The 13,780-nt window shown below is 72.9% G+C and carries 9 protein-coding genes; all 9 read right to left on the reverse strand.

Annotated elements, in window-relative coordinates; genetic code table 11:
- Nucleotides 1–3: 3 nt before the first annotated feature.
- On the reverse strand, nt 4–1,380 hold the full coding sequence (locus ACFCZF_RS03375) for an NAD(P)/FAD-dependent oxidoreductase (protein ID WP_376670192.1): 1,377 nt from the start codon (nt 1,378–1,380) through the stop codon (nt 4–6).
- Between the two features lie 225 nt (nt 1,381–1,605).
- Nucleotides 1,606–3,339, reverse strand: a complete 1,734-nt coding sequence (locus ACFCZF_RS03380) for a PP2C family protein-serine/threonine phosphatase (RefSeq protein ID WP_376670193.1) — start codon at nt 3,337–3,339, stop codon at nt 1,606–1,608.
- A 340-nt stretch (nt 3,340–3,679) separates the two neighbouring features.
- On the reverse strand, nt 3,680–4,747 hold the full coding sequence (locus ACFCZF_RS03385; RefSeq protein ID WP_376670194.1) for a SpoIIE family protein phosphatase: 1,068 nt from the start codon (nt 4,745–4,747) through the stop codon (nt 3,680–3,682).
- Complete coding sequence (locus ACFCZF_RS03390; RefSeq protein ID WP_375917129.1) at nt 4,747–5,187, reverse strand: anti-sigma regulatory factor; 441 nt, start codon at nt 5,185–5,187, stop codon at nt 4,747–4,749. Before ACFCZF_RS03390 ends, ACFCZF_RS03385 begins: the two co-directional genes overlap by 1 nt.
- Nucleotides 5,187–5,618 carry an STAS domain-containing protein gene (locus ACFCZF_RS03395; protein WP_375917132.1) on the reverse strand — a complete coding sequence of 144 codons (432 nt, stop codon included), beginning with the start codon at nt 5,616–5,618 and terminating at the stop codon, nt 5,187–5,189. The genes ACFCZF_RS03390 and ACFCZF_RS03395 overlap by 1 nt, the downstream gene beginning before the upstream one ends.
- Nucleotides 5,615–6,511, reverse strand: a complete 897-nt coding sequence (locus ACFCZF_RS03400; protein ID WP_376670195.1) for an STAS domain-containing protein — start codon at nt 6,509–6,511, stop codon at nt 5,615–5,617. The genes ACFCZF_RS03395 and ACFCZF_RS03400 overlap by 4 nt, the downstream gene beginning before the upstream one ends.
- Nucleotides 6,512–6,670: 159 nt before the next feature.
- Nucleotides 6,671–7,063: an STAS domain-containing protein gene (locus ACFCZF_RS03405; RefSeq protein ID WP_376670196.1), complete on the reverse strand. Its 393-nt coding sequence runs from the start codon at nt 7,061–7,063 to the stop codon at nt 6,671–6,673.
- A gap of 120 nt (nt 7,064–7,183) precedes the next feature.
- Complete coding sequence (locus tag ACFCZF_RS03410; protein ID WP_376670308.1) at nt 7,184–9,676, reverse strand: SpoIIE family protein phosphatase; 2,493 nt, start codon at nt 9,674–9,676, stop codon at nt 7,184–7,186.
- A 103-nt stretch (nt 9,677–9,779) separates the two neighbouring features.
- Nucleotides 9,780–13,775 carry a HAMP domain-containing protein gene (locus ACFCZF_RS03415; RefSeq protein ID WP_376670197.1) on the reverse strand — a complete coding sequence of 1,332 codons (3,996 nt, stop codon included), beginning with the start codon at nt 13,773–13,775 and terminating at the stop codon, nt 9,780–9,782.
- Nucleotides 13,776–13,780 lie beyond the last annotated feature (5 nt).

Below are 13,780 nucleotides of genomic sequence, written 5' to 3' on the forward strand. Positions count from 1 at the left end.
GGGTCACAGCTGTGCCCGGCCCGCTCCCTCGACCTGCTTGCGGACCTGTTCCGGCGTCAGATAGGCGTCGGTGTACTCGAAGTCCTTCAGCTTTGCCGCCTTGCGGGCCTGGAATCCGGTGCGTACGAAATCGTCGCCCGCGACGGCGTTGAGCGTCCAGTTGGCCGCCACCCGGGCCTTGGCCACGCCCGTGCGCAGCGCCGACCAGTGGTAGCCGCGGGCCACGGCCTGGGCGGGCAGGCCCTTGAGTTCGACGCCGAGCGGCTTGGAGACCGCGTCGGTGCCGCCGAGGTCGACGACGAGGCCCAGGTCCTTGTGGACGTACGGCCGCATCGGCTGGTTGCGCAGGGTGGCGATGAGGTTCTCGGCGACGTGCCGGCCCTGCCGCATGGCGTGCTGGGCGGTGGGCGGACAGACGGCGCCGTCCTGGCCCTTGGCGAGGTCGGGGACGGCGGCGGAGTCGCCGAGCGCGAACACCCCGTCGTGGTTCGGCAGGCACATCTCGGCGGTGACCGCGAGCCGTCCCTTGACCGTCTCCGCGCCGAGCGTGGCCATGAGCGGGCTCGCCACCACTCCAGCGGTCCAGATCAGCGTGCGGGTGGGCACCACCCGGCCGTCCGTGAAGGTGACCTCCTCGGGGCCGGCCTTCTCGATGGACACGCCCAGGGAGATCTCGATGCCGCGCCGCGTCAGGACCTCCTGCGCGTCGCGCCCGAGCTTCTCGCCCAGTTCGGGCATCAGCTTCGGGGCGATGTCGATCAGATGCCACTTGATCAGACTCGGGTCGAGCCGGTTGTAGCGCTTGACGGCCGCGTGCGTCAGCCGCTGCAGACAGGCCGCGGTCTCGGTGCCCGCGTAGCCGCCGCCGACCACCACGAACTGCAGCCGGGAGGCGCGCTCCACCGGGTCCTGGCTGGCGTCGGCGAGGTCCAGCTGGGAGATGACGTGGTCGCGAATGTACGCGGCCTCCGCCAGCGTCTTCATGCCGAACGCGTTGTCGGTGAGCCCCGGGATGTCGAAGGTGCGGGTGATGCTTCCGGGGGCCAGCACGATGTAGTCGTACGGCTCGTTGACGATTCTGTCGGTGATGGTGCGCACCACGCAGACCTTCGCCTTGAGGTCCACGCCGATGGCGCCGCCCGGGATGATCCGGGTCCGGTACCTGCTGCTGCGGCGCAGGGAGAGCGCGATCGACTGGGGCGTCAGCACCCCGGAGGCGACCTGGGGCAGCAGCGGCAGATAGAGCTGATAGGAGAATGGCGTCACCAGGGTGACGTCGGCCTCGTTGGGGGAGAGCTTCCGCTCCAGACGACGGACGCACTCCACGCCGGCGAAACCTGCGCCGACCACCAGGATCCTGGGTCGTGTCACGGTGTTCATCCCTTTCTGCGGCTCCAGGCGGTCTGCCGCGAACGCCATTCGCCTGCCCCTGGATCGCTGCTTCGCACCTCGTCGATCCCACCGTGCCCACACCGGTTCGGCCAGCCGGGCGCGGCAGGCAGGCGACACGGCCTGATCACCACCATGCCCCGCCCGGGCCCGCGGCGCACCGGGCGGGAGCGAACCGCCCGGGACTTTCCGGTGGGCGGACGGTGTCGGCGCAGGTCAGCCGGACCCGCGCAGGTGGCACAGCAGCAGGCACACGTCGTCGTCCCGCTCGGAGTCGCTGAGCAGGGGACGCAGGATCCCGTCCGCCGAGCCCTCCAGGTCCGCCTCCAGCTCCGCCGAGCCGAACGACCCGAGCACCTCCGCCAGCCGCGCGATGCCCGGGTCTATGCCCCGGGCGCGGCGCTCCACCAGGCCGTCCGTGTACAGCGCGAGCGTCGAGCCCGGCGCCAGCCGCACCGTGTGGTCGGCGATCTCCTGCTTCAGCGGGATGCCGAGCATGGCACCGGGTTTCGCATCGAGGGTCTGGACCCGCCCGTCCGGGGTACGCAGCACCGGCGGCGGATGGCCGGCGGCGGCCCACGTCATGGTGGGGTCGTCGGGGTGGAAGCGCGCGATGACGGCGGTGGCGAAGAGGTCGGGCTGGAGGTGGTGGAGGAACGTGTGCAGCCGGGTGAGCAGCCGGCCGGGGCTGCCGCCGTCGACGGCGTAGGCGCGCAGCGCGGTGCGCAGCTGACTCATCATCACGGCCGCGCGCAGCCCGTGCCCGGTCACGTCGCCGACCACGGCGATCGTGCCGCCGTCGGGCTGGCGGAAGGCGTCGTACCAGTCGCCGCCGATGTTCAGCCCGTGGGTGGCGGGCAGATAGCGCGCGGCCAGGCCGAGTCCCGGCCGGGCGGGCAGTTCGGTCAGCAGGGCCCGCTGGAGCGTCTCCGCGATGTCGCGGTTGTGCTGGTAGCGCTGGGCGTGGTCGATCGCGATACTGGCCCGCCGGGTCAGCTCGATCACCATCACGGCGTCGTCCGGGTCCCAGCGTTCCCCGGGCGGGGACAGGGTCACCACGCCGAGGGGCGCCTGCCGCGTCGGCAGCGGAATGCACAGCAGCGGCCGCTCGGGCTCCAGCGCAGACGGTGGCTGGTCGTCGACGCCGGGCAGGCCGCCGGGGTGCCCGGCGGCGTACTGGGGCCGCCCGGTGCGGGCGGCGACCACGGCGGCGGCCGGATGGGCGGGCCCCGGCCGGTCGCCCTCCTGCTCGAACAGCCAGACGTCGACACTCGTGGCGTACTCCGGTACCAGCAGCTCCGGCAGGCGGCGCACGATCTCGTGGTGATCGAGCGACGCCGTCAGCACCGCGCTCGCGTCCGCCAGGAACGTCAGCCTGCGCCGGGCGTTCTCCGCCTCCGTACGCGCCTTTCGCTCGGCGGCGAACGCCTCCCGCTGGGCCCGGCCGGCGGCGTCCAGCTCGGCGTGCAGGGCCACGACGCCCTGGTTCGTCTGGTGCAGCTCCTCCCGGTGGAAGTCGACCAGGCCCTCCTGCTCGGTGAGCCTGTCCAGCACCAGCGCCGTGTCCTCGTCGGCCCCGAGCAGGGCCTCGGCCAGCGTGGCCGGGTCGGCCGCCGGCGCGTCGACATCGGCGGCCGGCACGGCCTCGGGGCAGGGCACCGTGACCCGCCACGGTGGCTCCCCGGCGGCCGCGGCGTCGCGCGACGGCGTCAGCACGGCGTGCAGTACGCCCTCCCCGGCCTCCGGCGTGGCGCGGGAAGCCGTGCCGGCCTTCAGGGTGAGCCGCCAGGTACCGCCCTTGGTCAGACACAGCCGCAGCTGCGCCCCGAGCGAGGCCACCAGCCGCGCCCGCTCCAGGGGCGGCACCCCGTAGGCCGCGGCCAGGCGCGCGGTGATGATGCGCGCCTGGGCCGCGTCGGTGGTGTCGGTGATGTGCCAGATACGGGTCATGGGCGGTCCACCGGGGTCGGGGCCGGACCGGTGGCGGCGGTGTTGTCGCGTGTGGGGCGGGCGGGGTTGTTGTGGGGTGGGGCCGCGGGGTGCCGGTGTTTTGGGGGAGGCGTGCCGGGGGCCGGGTGTGTGGTGATGGTGGTGCGTGCTGGGGCGGCGTCAGTGTGGTCCAGCGGGGTCGGGGCCGGACCGGTGGCGGCGGTGTGGTCCCGTGTGGGGTGGGCGGGGTTGTTGTGGGGTGGGGCCGCGGGGTGCCGGTGTTCAAGGGGCGGCGTGCCGGGGGGCGGGGGTGCGGTGGTGGTTCGCGGGTGGGCCGTGGCGGTGGTGTGTGGGGTACGGGTCATCGGGCATCCGGCGGGGTCGAGGCCAGTACGGCCACGGCGGTGTCGTCCCGCACGGGGCGGGCGGAACTGCTGGCGTCACGGACCGTCACGGCGGCCGTCACCGCCGGGTCGGCCGCCGTGCGGCAGGTGTCGGGCGTCGGGGTCCAGCGGCTCGGCAGACCGTCGCTGTGCAGGACCAGCACCCGGTCGTCCGCCCAGGCCGCCTCCTCCTCGCGCAGGGTCGTGGGCCGGTGGGTGCCGACGATGCCGGGCCGGGACACCAGGTGCCGCCAGGTGCCGCCCGCGCACAGCCGTGCCCCGATGTTGCCGACACCGGCGAACCTGAGCACCGCGGCACGCGTGTCGACCTGGGCCACCGCGACGGCCGCGCCGCGGGTCCCGCCCAGCGCCGTGTCGAGCCGCCGCAGCGCCTCGGCGGGCGCGAGGTGGGCCGAACCGCGCAGAGCCTCGACGGCGGCGGTCGAGGCGCGGGCCGCCTCCGGGCCGTGGCCGAGCCCGTCGGCCAGCATCAGCGTGACCCGGTCCCCGGCCCGGACCCACGCCCAGGCGTCGCCCGAGTAGTCGGCCCCGCCGAAGGGGACGTTCACCGCACCGGCCCGTACCCCGGCCGCCGGGCCGGGCTCCGTGGCACGGCCGTCGGGTACGGCGCCGATCCGGGCGACCACCACCGTGCCCCGGCCCGGGACGCTGTGCAGGTCGAAGGTGTCGGCGAGACGCGCGCAGGTGCCGAGACCGGCGCCGAGGGAGTGCGTGGTGGTGAAGCCGTCGCGCAGGGCGGCGGACACGTCGGCGATCCCGGGGCCGTGGTCGACCGTGGCGACCTGCACGAGCCGGGTCTCACCGTCCCGGTCGGCCTGGAGGACGGCGGGAGCGACGACGTCGATGAGGACCTGGCCGCCCCCGGCGTGCTTGAGCAGGTTCGTGGCCAGCTCGGTCGCCACCAGCGACGCGGTGGCGGTGCGCTGCTCGTCCAGCCCGGCCAGCGCCGCCGCGTGCTCCGCGGCCACCCGGGCGTCGCGCACCCGGGTCGAGTCGTGCACCGGGACGTCCCACACGCGCGGCATCAGGACTCCTCACGCGGGCGGGGTGCCCGGCCCACCCAGGAGGTCACCCGCACGGTGGTGCCCGCACCCGGGTCGCTCTCGATCGCGAAGTCGTGCACCAGGCGCCGCGCACCGCCCAGCCCCATGCCCAGCCCGCCCCCCGAGGTGAAGCCGTCGCTGAGCGCCTGCTCCAGGTCCGCGATGCCCGGTCCCTCGTCGCTGAAGGTCAGCCGCAGTCCCTGGGTCCCCCCCTCGGCGACAGGCTCCGTCTCCATCGTTCCACCGCCGCCGTACACGAGCGTGTTGCGGGCCAGTTCGCTGGCCGCCGTGACCAGCTTCGTCTGGTCCACCAGACCGAAGCCCAGCTGGGCGGCCGCCTGCCGCACGTGCTGACGTACCCACACCAGATCCATGTCCGAACGGATCGGCAGGCGGGCCTGTGCGCCCGCGGCAGTGTGCATCACGGACTCTCCTGGCGCAGGCCGCCGTAGCGGGACGACGGGGCGTGCCGCGTCAGCAGGTCGAGAGCCACCTCGGTACTGAGCGCGGTGTGCACCCCCGGCAGCGTCAGGCCGAGCTCCACCAGGGTGATCGCGACCGCCGGCCGCATGCCGACCAGCACGGTGCGCGCGGCCAGCAACTCCGTCTGCCCGGCGATCTCCGCCAGGACCCGGCCGAGGAAGGAGTCGACGATCTCCACACCCGAGATGTCGATGATCACACCGGTGGCCCCGCTGCGGGAGATGGTCTCGGCGAGGTCCTGCTGGAGCTGCTGCGCCGTGCTGTCGTGCAGGTCCCCCTGAAGGGTGACCAGCAGCACCTCGCCGAGCCGGAGGACCGGAACATGACCCGTCACGGGACCCGCGTGGGGCCCCGGGAATGCCTCGCTCACCGCGTGACCGGACCGTTCGCGACGGGGTTCACGATGCCGACCCCGAGCTGGTGCAGCACGTAGCCCAGCGCGTCGGCGAGGCTCGCCCGGGTGACCACGGTGCCCAGGTCCAGGCCGAGGTGGACCATGGTCTGCGCGATCGCGGGCCGGATGCCGGAGACGATGCACTCGGCGCCCATCAGCCGGGCCGCCGCCACCGTCTTCATCAGGTGCTGGGCCACCAGCGAGTCGACGGTCGGCACCCCGGTGATGTCCAGGATCGCGTAGCGCGCCTGCTGCTCCACGATGGACTCCAGCAGGGTCTCCATGACGACCTGGCTGCGGGCGCTGTCGAGTGTCCCGATCAGTGGAACGGCCACGATGCCGTCCCACAGCTTGATGACGGGAGTGGCCACCTCCAGCAACTGCAACCGCTGGCGGTCGATGAGCGCCTGCCCCTCGCTGAGCGCCGTCTGCATGACCACGACCCGCAGGGTGCCCATCAGCACGCTCAGCGTGGTGACGCAGTCCCGGGCGTGCTCGGCGGAGGCGTCCGGGAGGTCGGCCACGAGCAGGTTCTCGACCGGCGGGCGCAGGGCGGCCAGTTCGCTCGACACCTGGGCGGCGCTCAGGCCGGCCCGCGAGCGGGCCGCGCCCATCCGCGCCAACTGCTCGCGCACCGTCGTGAATCCGGCGGCGTCCGGGTCCTCCATCCGTGCCGCGTCCGCTACTTGGGCCAGTGCGTCCACCACGGCCTTGCCCGCCTCGACCGCCTCGTCGCGCGAGACGGTGAACACGGCCCGGAACAACGGCTCGTCCGCCCATCGCTGGGCGATCTGCTCACGGCGACGCCGCAGAAAGTCCCTGACCTCGTCCGTCGGCGATCCCGCTGTTCCCTCCGCCTGTTCCGGCACCTGTTCCACTCCTCATCCGCGTTGCGCCGCACAGCCCCGGGAGGCGACGTGACGGCGACGTGACTCTGCCGGGCGACAACTGTAACCACCCGCCGACCTCGTACGACACCTGCTCCCGCGCGAACGTTTCGGATGAGCGTCGGGTAGGAGGGGGGAAACTCAGGCCTCGGGTATCCGCGGACCCTCCGGCTGGGCGTCGACGCGGGAGAGCGCCTCGTCGATGCTCTCGGAGACCGGCACCGTGAGGCTCACCCCCGTCAGGTCCAGAACGCGCCGCACCGCCGGGGTGGGCGAGATGATGTGCACACTGCCCGGCAGCTCGCGTGCCTCCTGATAGACCCGGAGGATGATGTTCATGCCGGACGAGTCCATGAACGGCACCTCGGAGAGGTCCAGCAGGAAGTGCCGTCGGCCGTGGTGCAGTTGGTTGGCCAGGTGGTGCTGGAACTCGGTCGCGGTGTCGACGTCCAGGTAGCCCTCCACCGTGAGCAGAGCCACCTCCTCCCGCGGCAGCGTCACCTCGACGGACAGCGGATTCTGGGCTATGGGCACGTGTACCTCCAACAATACGGCCGGGCGGTGGGGCGTCATCGTGTCCCACCGCGCCCGGCGACTACCCCCGAATCCGTTCGTCACACCTGTCCGGTCGGGAGCGGAATTCCGTGTCCTGCGTCACCCGACCCGGATGCCCACCAGGCACGTGTCGTCGTCCGTGTCCGACCTGCTGTAGGTGAGCAGCCGGTCCAGGTGCTGGTCGAGGGTGTTCGGCGTCGGGTGGACGGTGCTCAGCAGCTGTGCCAGCGATTCCTCCACCGAGCGGTCGCGGCGTTCGATCAGACCGTCGGTGTACATCAGCAGCGTGTCCTCGCCGGCCAGTTGCACCTCGTCCTCCTCGTACGCCGCCTCGGCCGCCGCTCCCAGCAGCATGCCCCTGAGCAGCGGCAGCGGCTTGGCCTCCGTGCCCCGGACCAGCACCGGCGGCAGATGGCCCGCCCTGGCCCAGCGCAGCGTGCGCCGGGCCGGGTCGTACAGACCGCACACCGCCGTGGCGGTGACCCCGCTCGTCAGATGGTGCGCCACGATGTTGAGCCACGACAGCAGCTGGCCCGGCCCGGCGCCGGTCACCGCCAGGCCGCGCAGCGCGTTGCGCAGGACCACCATGCTGGTCGCGGCCTCTATACCGTGCCCTGCCACGTCCCCCACGCACAGCAGCACCCGTCCGCTCGGCAGCATCGCGGCGTCGTACCAGTCGCCACCCACCAGATGCTCCGTCTCCGCGGGCCGGTACCGGACGGCCACCTGGAGGTCCGGCACCTTGAGCGGGGTCTGGGCCGGCGGCATGATGGCGTGCTGCAACTGCAGGGTCAGCCGGTTGCGTTCGATGGCCTGCTGCTCACTGTGCGCCAGCTGGTCGCGCGTCGCGGCGAGCGCCACCTCGGTCCAGTGCTGCGCCGAGATGTCCTGGTACGCCCCCCGTACGATGAGAAGGCGGTCGTCGGTGTCCAGGACCGGTTCGGCCACCGCCCGGACGTGCCGGGTCACCCCGTCGGGCCGCTGCAGCCGGAACGCCGCCGACGCCGGCCGCCGGTGGTGCAGGAGCGTGCGCAGGAACCGGCCGATGGTGACGGCGTCGTCCGGGTGGGCGTGGGCGGTCAGCTCCTCCAGCGGCACCGGCGTACTCGTCTGCGGACGCCCGTACAGGTCGAACAGCTGTCCGTTCCAGGTGATCTCGCCGGTCAGCAGGTTCTCCTCGAAGCCGCCGATGCGGCCGAGGCGCTGGGCGTGCTGCAGGAGGCTGGCCAGCCGCGCCGTCTCGTCCTCGATGCGCCAGATGAGCAGGACGGCGTTGCCGTGCCGACTGACGCTGATGTCCGCGAGTGCCGACAGCGGCACCTGGTCCACCAGTGCGGTCAGGTTCATCCGCCGGGCCCGGAACGCCTCGCCCGTGGCGTACACCCGCTCCACGTATCGGAACAGCTCGCTGTCCCCGGCGGCCATCGGGTAGGCCTCCAGCAGCAGCGCGCCGCGCACGACGGCACGCGGCCGCCCCGCGGGATCCAGGAAGCTCTTGTTCACGTGCTGGATGCGGAAGTCCGCCAGGTTCCCCGCGGCGTCCAGGTGCGGCACCAGGACCAGGGCGGGGTCGTACAGCCCGTCCGCCAGGTCCATCAGCTCCACCGCGTCCGGCATGACCCGCGGCTCCTGCCCGGCGCCGTGCGGCGGCGTGTACGACTCCAGCGTGTGCGCGCACAGCTCCGCCAGGGCCTCCACCTGGCGGACCACCTGGGGCGGCTGCGGAGCGAGCGGCACCGGCCAGGCGATCTCCAGTACGCCGTGGATGCGCCCCCCGGTGCCGGCGGGCACGGCGACCCTGCCGCCGTCCGGGTACTGGTGCCGGCCCACGCTGGGCAGCCCGGTCCCGGCCAGCGAGGTGATCCACTGGCCCTCGCGCTCGGTCAGCCCGCACCGGGCCACCGTCGCCACGTCCGGCGGCACGTAACGCCAGCGGGTGGCCTCGGCCGGCGAGAACCCCGCACTGCCGGCCAACGTGAGCGACCCGTCGTACCCGGCCGCCCAGATGGCCACGGCGACCGCGCCGAGCGGGCGCAGCGCCTGCTCCAGCAGGGCGTCGGCCACGGCCTGGGTGTCGTCCGCGGCCAGCGCGCCGCTCTCGGCCGCGCGCAGGCGCACGGCGGCCGACTCGGCCACCGCCTCCCCGGCCTCCCCGCCGTCCTCGGCGTCCGCGGCCCGCACGGCGGCGGTGGCCGTCAGGAACGCGTCCGTCACCTCCGACATCCGGTCCCGGGCGGCCTGGTTGATGACGTCGACCGCGAACTCCAGGGGAGTCACCTGGGACTGCTCGGCCAGCTCGGCGAGCTGCCGTGCGGCCTGCGCCGGACCACACCCGAGCCGGGCGACCAGGATGCCCTTGGCGAGCTCGATCAGCGCCCGGCCCTCGGCCTCGGCCTGGGCGGCCCGCACCTCGCGGCTGAGCCGGTCCACCGTGGCCGCCAGCCTCCCCACGGGCGACAGCGGGGCCATCGCGCGCAAGCCGGCGGCCGGCCCGTCGACCGCGCAGGACTGCGGCGGCCCGGACGCCGGGGGCGGCGCGGCGGACGCGTCCCGCGGCGCGTCGCCGGCCGGTCCGCGTGGCTGCTCGGACATGTTCACGATGAGGACGCTCCTCGGCTGGAGACCGTCACGGAGCGCGACGGGACGTGCCGCGCACCGCCCGGCCCACCGGTGTACGGGACGGGGGCCGGCACGCTCATGCGGGCAGCCACCGTCGGACGCAGGCGATGAGGTCCTGGGTGTCGACGGGCTTGGTGACGTAGTCGCTGGCGCCCGAGGCGAGGCTCTTCTCCCGGTCGCCGGGCATCGCCTTCGCGGTGACCGCGATGATCGGCAGCTCGGCGTACCGGGGGATCCGGCGGATCTCGGCCGTCGCCGTGTAGCCGTCCATCTCCGGCATCATCACGTCCATCAGGATCAGCGCGACGTCCGGGTGGTCCACGAGCGTCTCGATGCCCCGGCGCCCGTTCTCCGCGTGCAGGACCCGGAAACCGTGGAGCTCCAGGATCCCGCTGAGCGCGAAGAGGTTGCGCGCGTCGTCGTCGACGACGAGGACGGTGCGCCCGGCCGACGGGTCGTCCAGGGGGTCCGGGGCCAGGTTCTGCGGCTCCTCGGGCCGGACCAGGGAGAGGACGTCGCCGGGCTCCTCGGCGGCCAGGTGCAGCGCGATGCGCTCGCGCAGCTCGTCGAGGCTGGACAGGAACTCCAGCGCCCCGCCCTCCGCCCCGGAACGCAGGCTCTCCTCCAGTGCAGCGTCCGCGCGATGGCCGCTGTGCACGAGCACCGGCACGCTCGCCAGCGCGGAGTCGCCGCGCAGCGCCTCCAGGAAGCGGGACGCCTCCGAGTCCGGCATGCCCAGCTCCAGGACGACGCAGTGGCACGGCTCGGCCGCGAGCGCTCCGGCCGCCTCCTGCGCCCCCACGGCCGTGATGACGTCGAGCGGGGGCCGGTCGCCCGCGTCGTCCCGGCCGTGCGTCAGGTCGGCGATCACGCTCTCCGCGACGAGGGTCAGCAGACCGCGCGGACGCTCCTCCACGACGAGCAGCCGCCGCGGGCGCTGCCGGTGGCCGCCCGTGAGCTCGGGCACCGTCGCCGGGCGGGAGAGCACGTCGGCGGGCGACTCGGCCGGGGCGTGCTCCGCGCCCCGGTCCAGCAGCTCCTCGAAGTCGGGCCGGGCCACGGGCAGGAACAGCGTGAACGTGCTGCCCCGGTCGGGCGTGCTGTCCACCGTGACGGCGCCGCCGAGCAGCTGGGCGATCTCCCGGGTGATGGACAGGCCGAGTCCGGTGCCGCCGTACTTGCGGCTGGTCGTGCCGTCCGCCTGCTGGAACGCGCCGAAGATCGACTCCAGGTTCTGCTCGGGGATGCCGATACCGGTGTCCTTCACCCGGAAGGCCACCACGGCACCGCCCCGGAGCACGCCGGCGGGCACCTCGCCGTCCGACGCCGGTTCGACGGCCAGCGCCACCCCGCCCCGCTCGGTGAACTTCACCGCGTTGGACAGCAGGTTGCGCAGCACCTGACGCAGCCGGGACTCGTCGGTCAGCAGGTCCGCCGGTGCTCCGGCGGCCGTCGACACCGTGAACTCCAGGCCCCTCTGCGTCGTCATGGGCCGGAAGGTGGCCTCGACGTACTCGATGAGCTGCCGCAGCGACACCCGCTCGGGTGCGACGTCCATCTTCCCCGCCTCGACCTTCGACAGGTCCAGGATGTCGTTGATCAGCTGGAGCAGGTCCGAGCCCGCGGAGTGGATGATGCCCGCGTACTCGACCTGCTTGGGGGTGAGGTTGCGCGACGGGTTCTGGGCGAGCAGCTGGGCGAGGATGAGCAGGCTGTTGAGCGGCGTGCGCAGCTCGTGGCTCATGTTGGCCAGGAACTCCGACTTGTACTTCGAGGCCAGCGACAGCTGCTGGGCACGGGCCTCCAGCTCCTGCCGGGCCTGCTCGATCTGCAGGTTCTTCGCCTCGATGTCCCGGTTCTGCGTCGCCAGCAGGGACGCCTTCTCCTCCAGCTCGGCGTTGGAGCGCTGCAGCTCCTCCTGCTGGACCTGGAGCTCGGCGGAACGGGCCTGCAGCTCGGCGGTCAGGCGCTGCGACTCGGAGAGGAGCTCGTCGGTACGGGCGTTGGCCACGATCGTGTTGACGTTGACGCCGATGGTCTCCATCAGCAGTTCCAGGAAGTCCCGGTTGATCTGCGTGAACGCGGCGACCGACGCCAGCTCGATGACGCCGAGGACCTGCCCCTCGACCACGATGGGCACCAGCACCAGGGCGGTCGGCACCACCTCGCCGAGCCCGGAGGAGATCGTCACGTAGCCGGCCGGCAGCTCGTCCACCACGATGGTGCGCCGGCTGCGCGCGGCCTGGCCGACCAGGGTGCGGCCGAAGGCGATGCGGGTGGGCCTGCGCGCGTCCTCGGGATAGCCGTAGGAGCCGACGAGCCGCAGCTCGGGCCCGTCGTCGCCGTCCTCGGCCAGATAGAACGCGCCGTACTGGGCCGACACCAGCGGCACCAGCTCGTCCATGATCAGCTCGGCGACCACGGGCAGGTCCCGGTGCCCCTGCATCAGACCGGAGATCCGGGCCAGGTTGGTCTTGAGCCAGTCCTGCTCCTGGTTGGCCCGGGTGGTCTCGCGCAGGGACTCCACCATGGAGTTGATGTTGTCCTTGAGTTCGGCGACCTCGCCCGACGCCTCCACGTTGATGGAGCGGGTCAGGTCGCCCTCGGCGACGGCGGAGGTGACCCCGGCGATCGCGCGGACCTGGCGGGTGAGGTTGCCCGCCAGCTCGTTGACGTTCTCGGTGAGGCGCTTCCAGGTACCGGAGACGCCCTCCACCTCGGCCTGGCCGCCGAGCCGGCCCTCGGTGCCGACCTCGCGGGCGACGCGGGTGACCTCGTCGGCGAAGGCGGAGAGCTGGTCGACCATCGTGTTGATCGTCGTCTTGAGCTCCAGGATCTCGCCGCGCGCGTCGACGTCGATCTTCTTCGACAGGTCTCCCCGGGCGACCGCGGTCGTCACCAGCGCGATGTTGCGCACCTGGCCGGTGAGGTTGTTGGCCATGGAGTTGACGTTGTCGGTGAGGTCCTTCCAGGTGCCGGCGACGTTCGGCACGTGCGCCTGGCCGCCGAGCCGGCCCTCGGTGCCGACCTCGCGGGCGACGCGGGTGACCTCGTCGGCGAACGCCGACAGCGTGTCGACCATCGTGTTGATGACGTCGGCCAGCGCCGCGACCTCGCCCTTGGCCTCCACGGTGATCCGCTGCGACAGGTCGCCGCGCGCCACGGCGGTGGCGACCTGGGCGATGGAGCGGACCTGGCCGGTGAGGTTGTTGGCCATGGAGTTGACGTTGTCGGTCAGGTCCTTCCAGGTGCCCGACACACCGCGTACCTGGGCGCGGCCGCCCAGGTTGCCCTCGGTGCCGACCTCGCGGGCGACGCGGGTGACCTCGTCGGCGAAGGCGGAGAGCTGGTCGACCATCGTGTTGATGGTGTTCTTCAGTTCGAGGATCTCGCCGCGGGCGTCCACCGTGATCTTCTGGGAGAGATCGCCCTTGGCCACGGCGGTCGCCACCTGGGCGACGTTGCGGACCTGGTTGGTCAGGTTGCCCGCCATGAAGTTCACCGAGTCGGTGAGGTCGCGCCACGTGCCCTTGACGCCCTGGACGTCGGCCTGGCCGCCGAGCCGCCCGTCGGTGCCGACCTCGCGGGCGACGCGGGTGACCTCGTCGGCGAAGGCGGAGAGCTGGTCGACCATCGTGTTGATGGTGTTCTTGAGTTCGAGGATCTCGCCGCGGGCGTCCACGTCGATCTTCTGCGACAGGTCGCCCTTGGCCACCGCCGTGGCGACCTGGGCGATGTCACGGACCTGGGTGGTCAGGTTCCCCGCCATGGCGTTGACCGAGTCCGTCAGGTCGGCCCAGGTGCCCGAGACGCCCGGCACCCTCGCCTGCCCGCCGAGGGTCCCCTCCGTGCCGACCTCGCGGGAGACCCGGGTGACCTCGGAGGTGAACACGGACAACTGGTCCACCATGCCGTTGAAGACCTTGGCGATGTCGCCCATCAGGCCATCGGCCTCGTCCGGCAGACGAGTACCGAAGTCGCCGTCCCGCACGGCCGTCAGGCCCGCGAGCAGACGGCGCAACTCCTGATCGCCCGGAACCGCCTCGACGGTCCCGGCGCTGTCGCTGGTCATGCGCA

Origin of the sequence: Streptomyces sp. NPDC056296 (assembly GCF_042268605.1) — a bacterium.
Classification (GTDB): domain Bacteria; phylum Actinomycetota; class Actinomycetes; order Streptomycetales; family Streptomycetaceae; genus Streptomyces.

Excerpts from the sequence above, each read along its gene's own strand:
- ACFCZF_RS03385 (WP_376670194.1), bottom strand. The coding sequence starts at position 4,747 with ATGCCGCGCGTGTGGGACGTCCCGGTGCACGACTCGACCCGGGTGCGC.
- ACFCZF_RS03390 (WP_375917129.1), bottom strand. The coding sequence starts at position 5,187 with ATGCACACTGCCGCGGGCGCACAGGCCCGCCTGCCGATCCGTTCGGAC.
- ACFCZF_RS03415 (WP_376670197.1), bottom strand. The coding sequence starts at position 13,775 with ATGACCAGCGACAGCGCCGGGACCGTCGAGGCGGTTCCGGGCGATCAG.
- ACFCZF_RS03380 (WP_376670193.1), bottom strand. The coding sequence starts at position 3,339 with ATGACCCGTATCTGGCACATCACCGACACCACCGACGCGGCCCAGGCG.
- ACFCZF_RS03375 (WP_376670192.1), bottom strand. The coding sequence starts at position 1,380 with ATGAACACCGTGACACGACCCAGGATCCTGGTGGTCGGCGCAGGTTTC.
- ACFCZF_RS03410 (WP_376670308.1), bottom strand. The coding sequence starts at position 9,676 with ATGTCCGAGCAGCCACGCGGACCGGCCGGCGACGCGCCGCGGGACGCG.